The following is a 15,223-nucleotide window of genomic DNA, read 5'->3' on the forward strand; positions in this document are numbered from 1 at the left end:
TATCTGAACTTTATCCAGAAGCCAAGAGTTGACGATGGCGCAGCGCTCGTGGCATCGCAGATCCGGATCCTGGACCGGCTGTTGTCAGTCCTGCCGGACGACGAGCGAAACCGGCAACTGCTCGAAATGAACGGAGCGCCCCAAGGTGAACTGCCGCCGCCACAGGCTCGCGACGGGTTGCCTCCCGACTACATGGCGCACCGCTTTTTCGGTCGACTGGCATCGGAACTTGCCCCGGACGACCAGCTTCGCTGGGGAGCGCGACGGGCACCGGATCTGGGTGCGTCTACATGTGCAGGACGTCCGGTACTGGGTGGCGCTGCGTGGAACATCGGCCATGAGCAGTACGCTGCCTTGGGCGCTGATCGGCCTGTTGTTAAGTGCGGCCACCCTTCCTGCTCTTGGGGCCTATCTGATCCACCGGCCGGTCGAACAGGCGCTGCGCCGGCTGGCGCGCGCTGCCGGCACCATCGAGCGTGGCGTTTGGCCCGAAGCGGTTCCCGTGAGCGGCCCGCGCGAGCTGGCAACAGTAGCGGAGGCGTTCAACCGGATGGCGTCGACGCTCGAAGATCTCGAAGCGACGCGCACCGAAATGCTTGCGGGCATATCGCATGATATCCGCACGCCGCTGACCAAGCTGCGCATGGCCATCTTCGCACCGGAGTCATTCGAGGCCCCGGCCGCCAGTGCGGAACGCTTTGTCGAGGAGATCGACACCATCGTCCAGCAGTTTATCGATTTCGCCCGTGGGTGGGATAGCGAACCGGCGACGCACGGCGATCTGAACGCGCTGATCGAACAGCTCGCCGCCGACTATGCAGGTCTCGGTCGCACGTTCGAACTGTCGCTCGCGGAATTGCCACCTGTTGCTTTCCGACCGGTCGGCATGCAGCGCCTATTGATGAACCTGATGCAGAACGCGGTCGTGTACGGTCAGGTCGGGCTCGCAGTCCGGACTACCGTGGACGCGCGAAGTGTCACGATTGCGGTTGAGGATCAAGGGCCGGGCCTGCCTCAAGAGCTTCTGTCGTTGATCAAGCAACCATTCCGGCGCGGCTCAGAGGCGGATCGAAAGGGCGGGAGCGGCCTCGGCCTCGCGATAGCGGAGCACGTCGCACAGCAGCATGGCGGCACGCTCGATCTCTTCCAGAATGCGCCGTCCGGACTCAAGGCCGTGGTGCAAATTCCCATTCCTTAACGGGCACTTGTCGGCGCGATGATTGCGCCGTCGACGTGGTGTGGCAGGGACTACGACTTAATGTGACGCTCGAGCCCCGCCCAAAGGGTCTGGCAGGGCAGCGTGAGCATTTGATGAGATGGCCATTTTTCATGGTTGTGTAATGAAAAACCTTACAAGATACTTTGCGGTACTTAGTATATTCATGGCCGGCGTCGTGGCCGTCGGGTGGTTCCACCTGGCTCACGGTCACCGTCAGACGGCTGTCGCACCCGATCCGATCCCCGTGAGCGCGGTTGCGGCTTCGGTTACCGATGTTCCTGTCTATATCGACTCGCTCGGCACCGTGACACCGACACGTACCGTCACGGTCATCACGCAGGTCAACGGGATACTGCGTTCCGTCGATTTCAGCGAGGGGCAGACGATCAGGAAAGGACAGGTGATTGCACGCATCGATTCGCGGGCGCTCGAAGCGCAGCTGCTGCAGGCACAGGGTACGCTGCGTCATGACCAGGCTGTACTCGCAAACGCGAAACTGGACCTGCAACGTTATCAGCAGCTGATCAAAGCGGGCTCGATTACGCAGCAGACGCTCGATACGCAAGTTGCTACCGTCCAGGAGGACGAAGGCACCGTGCTGGCGGACACGGGCAACGTGAACAATCTGCAGGTTCAGGTCGGCTATTGCACCATCACGTCTCCCGTGGACGGCGTCGTGGGCCTGCGCCTGGTTGACCCCGGCAACTACGTGAGCAGCACCAGCACGACCGGTATCGCGGTCGTTACGCAACTGCAGCCGGCGACCGTGACCTACTCGGTGCCAGAAGACGACCTGGGACGGATCCGGCGGGCGATGTCGCAGGGGGAGGTTCAGGTGCTGGCCTATGACCGTGACGGCAAATCGTTGCTCGCGAAGGGCTCGCTGCTTGCGGTCGACAACCTCGTCAATACGAGCGCCGGCACGATCAACGTCAAGGCAGTCTTCCCCGATTCCGGCAACGCGCTGTTCCCGAACGAATTCGTGAATGTCCGGATGCAGGTCGACACGCTGCAGCGGATTCCGGTCGTGCCGACTACGGCGATCCAGCATGGCGCGAACGGCGATTTCGTTTTCGTGATCGGCGGCGCAGGCGCAGTGGCATTGCGCAACGTGAAGACCGGACCGGTAAAAGGCGACGACACGGCGATTCTCGATGGCGGGGTGAAGGAAGGAGAGCGGGTCGCGACCGACGGTGCAGACAGGCTCGATACCGGCTCGCTCGTGAAAGTCGTGGCGCACTGAGCGGAGCCGACGATGAACGCTTCACGAATCTTTATCGAGCGACCCATTGCGACCGCGCTGTTGATGATCGCGTTGTTTCTGGCCGGGGTGCTGGGATACATCCTGCTGCCTGTTTCGGCGCTACCGGAAATCGACTATCCGACGATCCAGGTCTACACGCAGTATCCCGGCGCAAGCCCGGATGTGGTCAGTTCGTCGATTACCTCGCCGCTCGAAAGACAGCTCGGCCAGATGTCGGGGCTGAAGGCGATGAACTCGACGAGTTCGAACGGCACATCGGTGATCACGTTGCAGTTCGATCTGTCGTTCTCGCTCGACGTCGCCGAGCAGGAAGTGCAGGCCGCGATCAATGCGTCGTCGAGCTTTCTGCCGGCTAATCTGCCGTATCCGCCTGTCTACAGCAAGGTCAACCCTGCCGACCCCCCGGTGCTCACGCTGTCGCTGACATCCGACGTGCTGCCGCTGACGAAGATCGAGGACCTGGCCGATACCCGGCTTGCGCAGAAGATCTCGCAGATTTCAGGCGTGGGTCTCGTCACGATCAGCGGCGGTCAGCGGCCGGCCGTGCGGGTGCAGACCGATACCGGCGCGCTCAACGCACTCGGCATGTCGATCGACGACGTGCGCACCGCGCTCGGCAGTGCCAACGTTGACCAGGCGAAGGGCAGTCTCGACGGAAAATACCAGTCGTATTCGATCGGTGCGAACGACCAGCTGCAATCGGCGGCGGACTATCGCGACCTGATCATCGCGTACCGGCAAGGCGCACCGGTTCGGCTGGCGCAGATCGCCAGGTCGATCGACAGCGCCGAGAATTTGCAACAGGCGGCGTGGACCAACAGCACGCCGTCTATCGTGCTGAACATCCAGCGGCAGCCGGGCGCCAACGTGATCGATGTGGTCGATAGCGTGCAGAAGCTGTTGCCGCAACTGCGGGCGAGCTTGCCCGCATCGGTGAAGGTCGCCGTGCTGACGGATCGCACGAAGACGATCCGCGCGTCGGTTGCCGACGTCGAAACGGAGCTGGCAATCGCCGTGGCGCTCGTCGTGATGGTGATCTTCGTATTCCTGCGCAATGTGCCCGCTACCGTGATTCCCGCAGTCACCGTGCCGCTTTCGCTCGTTGGCACGCTCGCGGTCGCGTACGGGCTCGGCTTTTCGCTGAATAACCTCACGTTGATGTCGCTGACTGTCGCGACAGGCTTTGTCGTCGACGACGCGATCGTAATGATCGAGAACATTACACGCTACATCGAGGCTGGGGAAACGCCCCTGAGGGCCGCGATCAAGGGTGCGAAGGAGATCGGCTTTACGATCGTCTCGTTGTCCGTGTCGCTGATTGCGGTCATGATCCCGTTGCTGTTCATGGGCGACGTGGTCGGGCGCCTGTTCCGCGAGTTCGCGCTGACGCTGTCGGTCGCGATCGTCCTGTCGGCGTTGGTGTCGCTGACGCTTACGCCGATGATGTGCTCGCGCATGTTAAAAGCGCAGCCACACTCGCATCGGGTCGATTTCTTCGACCGGCTCAACAGCAGGTACATACGCGGTCTCGACTGGGTATTGTCGCATCGGCGCCTGACGATCGCATCGGTGGTGTTGACGGCCACGCTGACGTTCGTCGTGCTGATGCTGATGCCGAAGGGCTTCTTTCCCGAGCAGGACACAGGTCTGATCGAAGGTGTCGTGCAGGCCGCGCCGACCATTTCGTTCCAGCGCATGATCGGCCAACAGCAGCAGGTCGTCGACCGGGTCGCACGCGATCCGGCAGTCGCAAGTCTCTCGTCGTTTGTCGGCATCGACCAGACGAGACCGACGATCAATCAGGGCACCCTGTTGATCAATCTGAAGGACAAGGGCGAGCGAGCGCGCATCGACGAGGTGATTCGCCGACTGACCGATGACACCGCAGGCCTCGCGGGCGTGCGCCTGTTTCTGCATCCGGTGCAGGATCTGACGCTCGACGACACCATCTCGACGACGAGCTACCGGCTCGGCGTGCAGTCGACCGATCCGGCGCTGCTCACTCGCTGGACTGGCGAGCTGGTTGGCGCGTTGCGCGGCGATCCGGCGTTTGCCGACGTGCAGAGCGAGGCGATGCAGTCAGGCAATCAGGTGCAACTCACGTTCGACCGCGATACCGCGTCGCGCCTTGGCATCACCCCGCAGGCGATCGACGATGTGCTGTACGACGCGTTTGGTCAGCGGCAGGTGTCGACGATCTACACGCAGCTGAACCAGTATCACGTGGTGCTGGTCGCGAGAAACAACGCCGACGACCTTGCGCATCTGCTTTCAGGACTCTATGTAAATACGTCGTCGGGCAGCCTCGCGCCGCTCGCGTCGATGGCGACGATGAAGGTGATGCCCGCGCCGTTGCGGATTGATCGCAAGGGCCAGTTCCCGTATGCGGACGTGTCGTTCAATCTCGCTCCCGGATACAGCCTCGGCACGGCGATCGCCCGTCTTGAGCGGGTCAAGGAGCAGATAGGGTTGCCGCAGTCCGTCCAGGTGTCGCTGGAAGGATCGGCCGCGACCTTTCAGTCGTCGCTGGCGAGCGAAGGGTACCTGGTCGCCGCTGCCGTGATCGTGGTCTATCTGATGCTCGGCATCCTGTACGAGAGCTTCATTCATCCCGTCACGATCCTGTCCACGCTCCCCTCGGCGGCGCTTGGCGCGCTGCTGGCGCTGCTGATGACCGGAACCCAGTTCGACATCATGGGCCTGATCGGCATCGTGCTGCTGATCGGCATCGTGATGAAAAACGCGATCATGATGATCGACTTCGCGCTGGACGGGCAGCGCAACCACGGCCTGTCCGCACACGCTGCGATCCGGCGTGCGGCTGAACAGCGCTTCCGTCCGATCCTGATGACGACGATGGCGTCGCTGTTCGGCGCACTGCCGCTCGCGTTCGGCTCCGGCATGGGCTCCGAGTTGAGGCATCCACTTGGCATCGCGATTATCGGCGGCCTGTGCGTCAGCCAGTTGCTGACCTTGTTCTCGACGCCGGTGATCTATCTGGCGATGCATCGTCTGGAAAGACGCTTTGCCGCGGACGAGCCGATCGTAACGGAGTATGTGCAATGAACCTGTCTGGCCCATTCGTCAGGCGGCCCATCGCGACGACGTTGCTGGCTGTCGCCCTTGCTCTGTTCGGTATCCTGGCATTCAGGCTGCTGCCGGTTGCGCCGCTGCCCGAAATCGACTTTCCTACGATCCTGGTGCAGGGGCAACTGCCCGGCGCCGATCCGACGACCGTGGCCACCTCGGTCACAACGCCGCTCGAGCGGCAGTTCGGCCATATTGCGGGCCTCGCTCAGATGACGTCGGTCAGCTCGCGCGGGCAAACGCAGATCACGTTGCAGTTCGACCTGAGCCGGAATATCGACGGCGCGGCACGCGACGTGCAGGCCGCGATCAACGCGGCGAAAACCAACCTGTCGCCCAACATGGACGGCAGCCCGACGTATCGCAAGGTCAATCCCGCGGATTCGCCCATCCTCGTGATCAGTCTGACCTCCGACACGGCCACGCCAGCCCAGCTTTACGACGCGGCGTCGACGGTGCTGCAACAGAAGCTGATGCAGACAACCGGCGTGGGCAACGTGGTGGTGGGCGGCGCCGCGCTGCCGGCGGTGCGGGTTGAACTGAATCCAGACCGGGTGAGCCACTACGGCATCAGTCTGGAGCAGATCCGCAGCACGATCGGGAATGCGAATGTCGATTTGCCCAAGGGATCGATGTCGGCGAGCGGGCAGAACTATTCGATCGGCGCGAACGACATGCTGTATTCGCCCGCCGACTACGGACGGCTGATCGTCAGGCAGAACAACGGCAACATCGTGCGTGTGTCGGACCTCGGCTATGTACGTCAGGATGTCGAGCAGCTTGAGAACTACGGCCTGTCGAACGACAAGCCGGCCGTGTTGCTGGTCCTCTATAAGGAACCGGGCGCGAACGTGATCGACGCCGTCGACAACGTGAAGGCCGAACTGCCGGCGCTCGAGGCGGCGATCCCGTCGACCATCAAGCTGGCGATTTCGGTGGACCGCACGAAGACGATTCGCGGCTCGCTGCTCGACGTCGAAATGACGCTGCTTGTATCCATCGTGCTCGTGACGGCCGTCACGTTCGCGTTCTTTCGCAGCTGGCGCGCGACGCTCATTCCGGCGATCGTCGTACCGCTGTCGCTGCTGGGTACGTTCGGGGTCATGTACGTCCTTGGCTACAGCTTGAACAACCTCTCGCTGATGGCCTTGACCATTTCGACCGGTTTCGTGGTCGACGATGCAATCGTCGTCGTCGAAAACATCATGCGGCATCTGGCGCGCGGCAAGAAGCCCATCGAGGCGGCACTCGCAGGGGCGCAGGAAGTGGGCTTCACGGTGTTTTCGATCAGCGTTTCGCTGATCGCGGTATTCGTCCCGCTGCTGTTCATGGGGGGACTGATGGGCCGGCTGCTGCGTGAGTTCTCGGTGTCGCTTTCCGTTGCGATCGTGATGTCGATGCTGATTTCGCTCACGGTCACGCCGATGCTGACGAGCATTTTCCTGCGCGCAGGACCGCAAGCCGGGAACGGCGACGAGCATCACGAGAGCGGATTTTCTCGCCTGTACGGCACGTCGTTGCGCTGGGTCATCCGGCATCCGCTATTGATGGGTGGCGTGACGGTGCTGGTGTTCGTGCTGAACCTCTGGCTGTTCACCGTGGTTCCGAAAGGCTTCTTCCCGGAGGAAGACACGGGGCTGCTGCTTGGCACGCTGCAGGCGTCGCAAAGCATCTCCTGGCACGAGATGCAGCATCAGTTCCAGATGGTCAACAAGGCGGTGCAGGAGAATCCGAACGTCGCGTTCGTGGGTGGCTTCGTGGGGGGAGCGAACGCGCTCAACAACGCACTGCTGTTCGTCACGCTCAAGCCCCTGGGTGAGCGTCGCGCGACGGCCGATCAGGTGATCGCTCAGGTGCGCCGACGGCTTGCCGATATGCCGGGGACACAGCTCTATCTGCAGTCGTTGCAGGACCTTGCGGCCGGTGGCCGACAGAGCGCCGCGCAGTACCAGTACACCCTTACCGCGGACGACCAGGCGACACTCGATCAATGGGTGCCGAAGTTAGTCGCGCAGATGCACAAGATGCCGGCGCTGGCCGACATCAACACCGACCAGCAGGACCAGAGCATGCAGGTCGGCATCGATGTCGACCGCGACTCCGCCGCGCGAATGGGCGTGAGCTTCAAAGATATCGACGAGGCGCTTTATGACGCGTTCGGCGAGCGGCAGGTCTCGGCCATCTACGGGAGCGCGAATCAATATCACGTCGTGATGGAGGTGGCACCCGAGTACTGGACAAGTCCTTCGGTACTGAAGGACATTCATGTTCCGGCGAGCCCGGCGCTCGCCACGAGCGGCGCGTCGACGACCGCCGCCGGGGGGGCAACCGGTGCAAGCGCCGCTACGCCGTCGGCCGCGGCCCAGGCGAACGGTTCAGCGCTGGTGTCGCTCGCCGCGATGGCCCGGTTCTCGACCGACCCCAGCGCCATTTCGATCAATCACCAGGCTACGTTCCCCGCCATTACCGTATCGTTCAACCTGCGCCCCGGTGCATCGATCGGACCCGTGACGCAGCAGATCAGCCAGGCCGTCGCTGCGCTCAGAATGCCGGCGAGTATCTCCGGCGCGTTCGCGGGCACGGCAGCAGCGTTTCGTGAGTCGATGGCGAGCGAGCCGCTGCTGATCCTCGCCGCGCTGTTGTCGGTGTACGTCGTGCTCGGCATGCTGTACGAGAACCTGGTTCATCCTTTGACGATTCTCTCGACGCTGCCTTCTGCGGGTGTCGGCGCTTTGATCGCGCTGCTGCTCACTCACACGGAGCTGTCGATCATCGCGTTGATCGGCGTGCTGATGCTGATCGGCATCGTGAAGAAGAACGCGATCATGATGATCGACTTCGCGATTGCCGAAGGGCGTCAGCATGCGCTGCCGCCGGAGGAGGCGATCGTGCGCGCGGGCCTGATCCGTTTCCGTCCGATCATGATGACGACGGTCGCCGCAATTTTCGGCGCGCTGCCGCTCGTGCTGGGGTCAGGCTACGGATCCGAATTCCGCAAGCCGCTCGGTATCTCGATCATCGGCGGTCTGGTGTTCAGCCAGGTCATCACGCTCTATACCACCCCTGTCATCTATCTCTGGCTCGATCGGGCGTCGCAGCGGTTGCGGCGCCGAAGGAAACACGCATGACATCGCCCATCGGATTGCTGTCGGCCGTGTCGGTCGGCATGCGTTGCTGCGCCTGTGCGCTCGGCGCCACGCTTTGGCTTTCGGGCTGCGCGGTCGGCCCGGACTATCACCAGCCGGCCGTAGCGATTCCAACGCAGTTCAAGGAAGCGGGCACACAGTGGCGACTTGCGGCGCCCAATCCGCAGGCTTCGCTCTCAACCCGGTGGTGGGACGCGTACGACGATCCCGAGCTGTCCCGGCTCGTCGACGCAGCGCTGCAGTCGAATCAGTCGATTGCAGGCGCGGCGGCCGCCTATCGGCTCGCGCAGGCCACCGTCGCTGCAGACCGGGCGAGCCTGTTTCCGACGCTCGGTGTCGACGCGTCGGCCTCGCACAGCTCGAGCACGACGGCGGAATACGCGAAGGCCTACGCGAGTTGGGAAGTCGATCTGTGGGGCGGCGTGCGCCGGCAGATCGAGTCAGGCAAGGCGAACGCGCAGAGCGCGGATGCGACGCTTGCCGGCGAGCGCTTGTCGATTGCCGCGACGCTGGCGACCGACTATTTCGACATCCGCCAGCTCGATATCGACATCGACCTGTTGCGGCGGCAGGAGGCGGTCAACGGGCGGATTCTCGCGATCACGCGCGCAGCGCTGGCACAGGGGACCGCGTCGCAAGTCGATCTGCTGTATGCGCAGGACACGCAGGAGGCGGTTGTCGCGAACCTGCAAATTTCACAGACCTCGCGCGAGCAGGACGAGCACGCAATCGCGGCGCTCACGGGTGTGCCGCCGGCTTCGTTGTCGATTGCACCGCGGCTCGACTATGTGTTTCGCGAGCCCGAGGTGCCATCCGTGCTGCCGTCTGCGTTGCTGGAAAGACGGCCTGACGTGGTCAGCGCGGAACGCACCGCTGCTGCTGCGAACGCGCTTATCGGGGTAGAGAAGGCCGCATTCTTTCCGGACCTCGATTTATCGGCACAGGGTCTCGTGCAGCACAACACCTTCGCGACGCTGTTCTCATTGCCGACCCGGATGTGGTCGCTCGGTCCCTCACTTGCCGCCACGCTGTTTGACGGTGGTGCCCGCGTGGCCGCCGTGCACAAGGCGCAGGCGACCTATGACGAAGACGTCGCATCTTATCGCGAAGCCGTGCTCACGGCGTTCCAGAACGTGGAAGACAGCCTGTCGTCATTGAACCATCTGCGCCAGCAGGAGCACGCGTTTGCCGACATTTACCAGCGCAACCGGCAGTTGCTGGAGAGCGTCGCCGCGCAACTGACGGCCGGAACCGCGAGCGAGCAGTCCGATTTGACTCAGCAAGTGACGCTACTCACGGCCAGACAGAACCTGAACGATACGCAGGGGGCACTGGCGAAAAGCGGCGTTGGGCTGGTGAAGAACCTGGGCGGCGGCTGGATGTCGTCGAAGAGCCAGGCCCCGATCCCATGATGGCGGGCGCGCCGTTGTGACGTCGTCTGCCGATCTGCGCGGTCCAGAGTCCGATAGCGCCCACGACCGTTTTTCCAGGTCCGCGTCTCGAACTGCGTGCAAGGCCCCGTTGCGTCCACTCGTGCGGTATCGCTTCCCCGCGACGTGGCTTGACATGACATGCAACACATTTCCAACAACATGTAGCGCACAGGTTCCCTACATTGGCGGCTGTGTCATGCGGGGTTCGCCAGTGGGGTGAATCCATCACATGGAGAGTGTGCAGTGAAATTTAAAATCGTTCTCGTGTCTGCTGCCAGTGCGGCAATTTCTATGGCTGTCGGCAAGGCGCCTGCTGGGTCCCTGGCGATTGATATCAGCGTGGGCGTTGCGGTTCGCCCGACAACCATCGATGGATGGGCTTGAACATGCATGACTATCGCTTTGTCACCGCAGTTTTCAAGCGAGGCCGCGCACGACGGTGGCTGGGCGCGCTCGCTGTCATCGCCAGCGCGTGCCTGCCTTACTCACCGGCGTTGGCGCAGTCGTCGCCGGACAACACCGTGGGCATCGACGTGACCGCATTGCCCCACTATGAAGGCAGCAAGTCCTATCGTGTGCTGCCGTTGCCCCTGCTGTCGCTGTCGAACGGGGCAATCTTCGTGCAGGGGCTCACGGGCGGCGTCGCCTACCCGTTGGGGCCGAGTGTTGCGGTGGGCCCGCTGATCGGCGTTCAACTGGGCCGCAACCAGGACGATGCGGCGGTGCTCAACGGCATCGGAGATATCGCAACGTCCTTCGACTTCGGTGCGTTCGCGCGCTGGCACTATTTGGATCGGTGGGCGCTGCTTAGCACTTCTGAGCGCTTACTTCGCGCTGCATCATCGTGAGAGCACTATCAATGAACCAGAATCTGACATCGACTCGTATTGCGCCACTGCTTGTCTGCCTCGCTGTTGGGTTGGGCATGGCGGGGTGTGCGGTCACGCCGCCGAGTGCGCCTACCGTCATGGCGGTCCCAGCGAACGGCAAGACGCTCAACCAGTTCCAGCAGGACGACTATAGCTGCCGCACGTACGCGACGCAGGTCATGAATCCGGCGGCGGCCTCGCATCAGCCGGCAACCTCCGGACTTGCTGCTACCGCCGTCGGCACAGCTGGAGGCGCTGCGGCCGGGGCTCTGATCGGCGCCGGGGCGGGCAACGCCGGTGCCGGCGCCGCAATCGGTGCGGGTGCCGGACTGCTGCTCGGCAGCATGACGGGCTCGGCGCAGCACAATCAGACCGAAGCGTCGTTGCAGCAGCAATACGACAACGCGTACGCGCAATGCATCACGGCAAAGGGAGATACGATCGAAACACCTCGTTCGGCAGCGATCGTCGTGCCCGTACGCCCCGTGCCGCCCCGCGCCGTAATCTATGGCGCGCCCCCACCTTACTACTACGCGCCGTACTGATTTCGCTCGTATGGTCGTGTCATGGCTTGACCTGGAATTCTGCCGGCTGGAAATCCTGGGTCGAGCTTTGTCCCCTGGCTATTCCGTGCACGTCATTCATTTCTTAACGGAGTCTTTGATGAAACGTTTATTCATTATTCTGGCTGCAACGTTCGCTGTGTCGTCTGCGTTCGCGCAGAGCAGCATGCAGCAGATGTTGGAAGCGCGCTTTACTGCCGCGAATGCAACTCATGACGGCAAGCTCACGAAAGAACAGGCGGAGGCAGGTATGCCGCGCGTCGCAGCCCATTTCGATGAGATCGATACTACGCATCAAGGGTACGTGACGCTTGAGCAGATCGAGCAGTTCGCTGCGCAGCATCGGCAGTAAGCGCTTGCAAGGCAAGCTTCAATACCCTCGGGTGGTTTAACCGTGTATTGAATATGTCCCATCGGGTCGCCTCATCACGTCGAATGATGGGGCTGCTGCGCGCTCCGGTTACCCGACGCTAGCAACCCGCCATGGGCAAGTCGATAGCTGGAAGTCCTGCGGGCCTGGCGCACCGAAATCAATCCGAGCGTGCTCGTCGCGCCCGGCGCTCCAGTGGAGGGCGACCTGGACAGGGAGACCAACACCGCGAATCTTGGCCCCCCAAATGCGGATTACGGTCTGGGACACGAGCGGCGCGGCGTCCCCAGCGGTAACGCCTGAACGCATCCCTAATGCCAGTCGCTGAGCCTCAATCGAAAGGAGTTGAATTAATGCTTAATGCGCGTGTTCTTTGTCGCTTTGCGCTTGCTGCCGGTTTTTGCATGAGTGCCGCGGTGCTTAGCGGCTGTGTAGTCGTTCCGGTGGGTCGTCCAATAATGGCCCGGCCACTGGTTGTAGTCCCTCGACCGCCACTGATCGTCGCTCCCGCGTACTATTGACCTGAGTCTATTCGTGTCCGCCCCGTGGGCGGGCGGGATGCATAGCGGCCGCTTTGCATCCTGTCCGAAGCTCGCCGCAGGGACGATGCGCAACTGCGTCCAGTTCACGGATAGCGACCAGGATATAACGGCCGCTCAAAAATCGTGTATATCCGAGTGAGTCAGTGAGCCGGCGCTCGACTTATCTTCGATTACCCTTGCCATGGCGTTCGCGGCGGTCACCACTTGGCCGCTGCTACCGTATAGTTGTTTGGCGACTGGTCGCGCTCGAAGCAATAAGCGCATATACAGCAGTATGAGGGCAACCAGAGACCTCAGTTATGCGAATGGTGAGTCGATGTGCCGGCAGCATGCTCTTCGAGGTCCGGCACGAAGACGTATCCGCACCCGCGAACGGTCTGGATGAATCGTGGTGTCGACGGGTCAGTTTCCACGATGCGGCGCAGACGATAGACCTGAACGTCGATGCCGCGATCGGCGGACTCGGATTCCGCGCCATGAAGTGACTTGAGCAGACGCCGGCGGGTGAGTGTGCACATGGGAGAATTAACGAAAATCTGCAGCAGCGCAAACTCACTGGCAGATAAGGTAAGAGACGTCTCTCCGCTATTCAGAGTGCGCGACTGAAAGTCCAGCGTGAACGCGCCGAATGTGTAAGGTTGCCGTCGTTGGGGAATGCCCGCATCGGGTACGGCGCGCTGGCGCCGCAGCACTGACTGAATCCGTGCTACCAGCTCACGCGGGTTAAACGGTTTGCGGAGATAGTCATCGGCACCCAATTCAAGGCCAGCGATGCGGTCCTCTTCGTTGGCGCGGGCGGTGAGCATCAAGACTGGAATGTCGTCGCCTGATGCGCGCAACCTACGTAGTGCCGTCAAGCCGTCGACGCCCGGCATCATAAGATCGAGCACTATCAGGTCCGGGCGTTCGTGTTTGAGCCGGTGTTCGAGCGAACGCGCATCATGTAGCACTGACACGTCGAAACCCCACCTTACCAGGTAGCGGCGAGTCGCATCACACAATTCGGCGTCGTCGTCGATTAGAAGAATCTGAGCTGACATAGGAAGAGAATAACGCTCACAAACGAGTGATGACCGGGGCCGCGACTAACCGCAATGCGAGCGCACCGCAGAAGCTGCAGCACACGATCGATCGAAGAAATGTAGGCGAATTTCATAACGCCAGGTGTTAGCAAATCATGTCAGGAAATGTCATCGACGGGGCCTGTTTTTCTGTCCGCAAATGCACGGGTGCACTCGCTTTCTCGCTGACCACGAGCGACAGCTGTAATATGAGCAGTCAGGATGGCATGCCCGGCACATACGGGTAGCGCCGGGCGGTCGTGGGCTTTCGCCAGTCAGTGTTGTGGCCAGCACAATCGATGACATCTTTTGACATACCTTTCCAACACATCCAGTGCGGAGATCCTTGTATATTCCGTTCGTCGAACCATGCGGAACTTCCTGTGGCATGCAGATGCATGCGAAGGTGTTAGCGGGTTGCAAGTCCGTTTTCTTGCCAAAGGAGGCATTGGATGTCGCTACGGAGCTGCATGCCGCACTGGCACTGTCCGAGGTGCAACGTATCGCCGCAGACATCAAGCGGATTGGTAAGCAGTGCAGGCGCAACTGCAGGCCGGCAGGCCGCCCGGCGCAGCCCGCTTCGACGAGATTGTCGCCGCCCACCGAGGCACGTGACGGCTGTAGCAAAGCTAAGCGGTTCGCCGCCTAGCATCGGAAACAGGAACTAAAAGACAGGCGTTATTAGAGGTGTCTGCTTAATCATATGTCAGATGATCTGCCAACCGGTCGCATCATCGTGCTTGACGATGATGTTGAAATCCGCAATATGCTGCAACGCTTTCTGACGGCACAAGGTTTCTCGGTGCGCGCGGTGAAGACAGGCATTGAGTTGGACGTCTTGATCGAGCGCTACCCGTTCGACCTGTTGATTCTCGATATCATGATGCCAGGCGAAGACGGCCTGTCCATCTGCCGTCGGTTGCGTGCTCGGAGAGAGACAATCCCCATCCTCATGCTAACAGCGCGTGGCGATCCCGCGGACAAGGTCGTAGGTTTGGAGATTGGCGCCGACGACTATCTCGCGAAACCGTTTCTGCCGAGCGAGCTGATAGCGCGGGTTCGGGCGATGTTACGTCGGCAGCAGTTTCAGGTGCGCCTGCAAAACGTGCGGGGTGAGATGCTGCTCGCAGGCGAGTCGCAATGCTTGCGGTTCGGCGCCTTCAGGCTGGACGTTCGGCGTAGAGAATTGATGTCGGACGAAGCGGGCATCGTCGAACTCGGCGCAGCTGAAATGCGTCTCCTGTGTGCGCTTGCGGAGACGCCAAACCGTCCCGTAAGCCGTGCAAATCTGATAGAGCGCGCGCGCGGGTCGCAATATGAGGCGAGCGCCCGCAGCGTTGACGTGCAAGTTCTTCGCTTACGACAGGTGATTGAGACAGAGGCAAGCTCGCCCCGACATATCCGCACGGTGTGGGGCCTCGGCTACATGCTCGTTGCAACCTCAAACTAAAGCGTCACCTGTTGGACGCTCGACAGTGACATTCAAGCCGCTTCCTCTGCTTTCCGTGTACACCGCGCGCAACGCCGTGGCTACAGCGTTCATCGGGGTCTCTTGCGCTGCAACTCCCGCAACTCGTGTGGCTCCCGACAAAGCGTCGAGCGTGCCGCCGCTGCTCGGGTAAAACAACGAGGCAGGGTAGTTTCCGTCATCGGTTGCGCGACCGTTCAG

11 protein-coding genes are annotated in these 15,223 nt (G+C 61.8%); 10 read left to right on the plus strand and 1 reads right to left on the minus strand.

The window, feature by feature from the left end; translation table 11 throughout:
• The first annotated feature begins 337 nt into the window (after nucleotides 1–337).
• The 9 genes from OKW40_RS23380 (at nucleotide 338) to OKW40_RS23420 (ending at nucleotide 11,933) form a co-directional block, all read left to right on the plus strand.
• The gene (locus OKW40_RS23380) at nucleotides 338–1,198 is read left to right on the plus strand and encodes an ATP-binding protein (RefSeq protein ID WP_429491729.1); all 861 of its coding nucleotides are present in this window, start codon (nucleotides 338–340) and stop codon (nucleotides 1,196–1,198) included.
• A 265-nt stretch (nucleotides 1,199–1,463) separates the two neighbouring features.
• Nucleotides 1,464–2,462, plus strand: a complete 999-nt coding sequence (locus OKW40_RS23385; protein WP_429406558.1) for an efflux RND transporter periplasmic adaptor subunit — start codon at nucleotides 1,464–1,466, stop codon at nucleotides 2,460–2,462.
• Nucleotides 2,463–2,474: 12 nt separating this feature from the next.
• Nucleotides 2,475–5,549 (plus strand): efflux RND transporter permease subunit, encoded by a 3,075-nt coding sequence (locus OKW40_RS23390; protein ID WP_429491731.1) that lies wholly within the window; start codon nucleotides 2,475–2,477, stop codon nucleotides 5,547–5,549.
• On the plus strand, nucleotides 5,546–8,698 hold the full coding sequence (locus OKW40_RS23395) for an efflux RND transporter permease subunit (protein WP_429491733.1): 3,153 nt from the start codon (nucleotides 5,546–5,548) through the stop codon (nucleotides 8,696–8,698). Before OKW40_RS23390 ends, OKW40_RS23395 begins: the two co-directional genes overlap by 4 nt.
• A complete protein-coding gene (locus OKW40_RS23400; RefSeq protein WP_429491735.1) occupies nucleotides 8,695–10,128 on the plus strand; it encodes an efflux transporter outer membrane subunit in 1,434 nt (477 codons plus the stop codon). The genes OKW40_RS23395 and OKW40_RS23400 overlap by 4 nt, the downstream gene beginning before the upstream one ends.
• Before the next feature lie 264 nt (nucleotides 10,129–10,392).
• The gene (locus OKW40_RS23405; protein WP_429491737.1) at nucleotides 10,393–10,533 is read left to right on the plus strand and encodes a hypothetical protein; all 141 of its coding nucleotides are present in this window, start codon (nucleotides 10,393–10,395) and stop codon (nucleotides 10,531–10,533) included.
• Nucleotides 10,534–10,535: 2 nt separating this feature from the next.
• Nucleotides 10,536–10,997 carry a MipA/OmpV family protein gene (locus OKW40_RS23410; RefSeq protein WP_429491739.1) on the plus strand — a complete coding sequence of 154 codons (462 nt, stop codon included), beginning with the start codon at nucleotides 10,536–10,538 and terminating at the stop codon, nucleotides 10,995–10,997.
• A gap of 119 nt (nucleotides 10,998–11,116) precedes the next feature.
• On the plus strand, nucleotides 11,117–11,563 hold the full coding sequence (locus OKW40_RS23415; protein WP_184062022.1) for a glycine zipper domain-containing protein: 447 nt from the start codon (nucleotides 11,117–11,119) through the stop codon (nucleotides 11,561–11,563).
• Nucleotides 11,564–11,681: 118 nt separating this feature from the next.
• Nucleotides 11,682–11,933 (plus strand): EF-hand domain-containing protein, encoded by a 252-nt coding sequence (locus OKW40_RS23420; protein ID WP_184062163.1) that lies wholly within the window; start codon nucleotides 11,682–11,684, stop codon nucleotides 11,931–11,933.
• 853 nt (nucleotides 11,934–12,786) lie between these two features.
• Here OKW40_RS23420 and OKW40_RS23425 read toward each other — a convergent pair.
• Nucleotides 12,787–13,533, minus strand: a complete 747-nt coding sequence (locus OKW40_RS23425; RefSeq protein WP_187619078.1) for a response regulator — start codon at nucleotides 13,531–13,533, stop codon at nucleotides 12,787–12,789.
• A gap of 724 nt (nucleotides 13,534–14,257) precedes the next feature.
• Between OKW40_RS23425 and OKW40_RS23430 the strand changes: the two genes are divergently transcribed.
• The gene (locus OKW40_RS23430; protein WP_429336224.1) at nucleotides 14,258–15,004 is read left to right on the plus strand and encodes a response regulator; all 747 of its coding nucleotides are present in this window, start codon (nucleotides 14,258–14,260) and stop codon (nucleotides 15,002–15,004) included.
• Nucleotides 15,005–15,223 lie beyond the last annotated feature (219 nt).

The sequence above is a fragment of the Paraburkholderia sp. RAU6.4a genome (genome assembly GCF_050435625.1).
In the GTDB taxonomy this organism is placed as follows: domain Bacteria; phylum Pseudomonadota; class Gammaproteobacteria; order Burkholderiales; family Burkholderiaceae; genus Paraburkholderia; species Paraburkholderia tuberum.

Excerpts from the sequence above, each read along its gene's own strand:
- OKW40_RS23380 (WP_429491729.1), top strand. The coding sequence starts at position 338 with ATGAGCAGTACGCTGCCTTGGGCGCTGATCGGCCTGTTGTTAAGTGCG.
- OKW40_RS23390 (WP_429491731.1), top strand. The coding sequence starts at position 2,475 with ATGAACGCTTCACGAATCTTTATCGAGCGACCCATTGCGACCGCGCTG.
- OKW40_RS23395 (WP_429491733.1), top strand. The coding sequence starts at position 5,546 with ATGAACCTGTCTGGCCCATTCGTCAGGCGGCCCATCGCGACGACGTTG.
- OKW40_RS23400 (WP_429491735.1), top strand. The coding sequence starts at position 8,695 with ATGACATCGCCCATCGGATTGCTGTCGGCCGTGTCGGTCGGCATGCGT.
- OKW40_RS23410 (WP_429491739.1), top strand. The coding sequence starts at position 10,536 with ATGCATGACTATCGCTTTGTCACCGCAGTTTTCAAGCGAGGCCGCGCA.
- OKW40_RS23415 (WP_184062022.1), top strand. The coding sequence starts at position 11,117 with ATGGCGGTCCCAGCGAACGGCAAGACGCTCAACCAGTTCCAGCAGGAC.
- OKW40_RS23420 (WP_184062163.1), top strand. The coding sequence starts at position 11,682 with ATGAAACGTTTATTCATTATTCTGGCTGCAACGTTCGCTGTGTCGTCT.
- OKW40_RS23425 (WP_187619078.1), bottom strand. The coding sequence starts at position 13,533 with ATGTCAGCTCAGATTCTTCTAATCGACGACGACGCCGAATTGTGTGAT.
- OKW40_RS23430 (WP_429336224.1), top strand. The coding sequence starts at position 14,258 with ATGTCAGATGATCTGCCAACCGGTCGCATCATCGTGCTTGACGATGAT.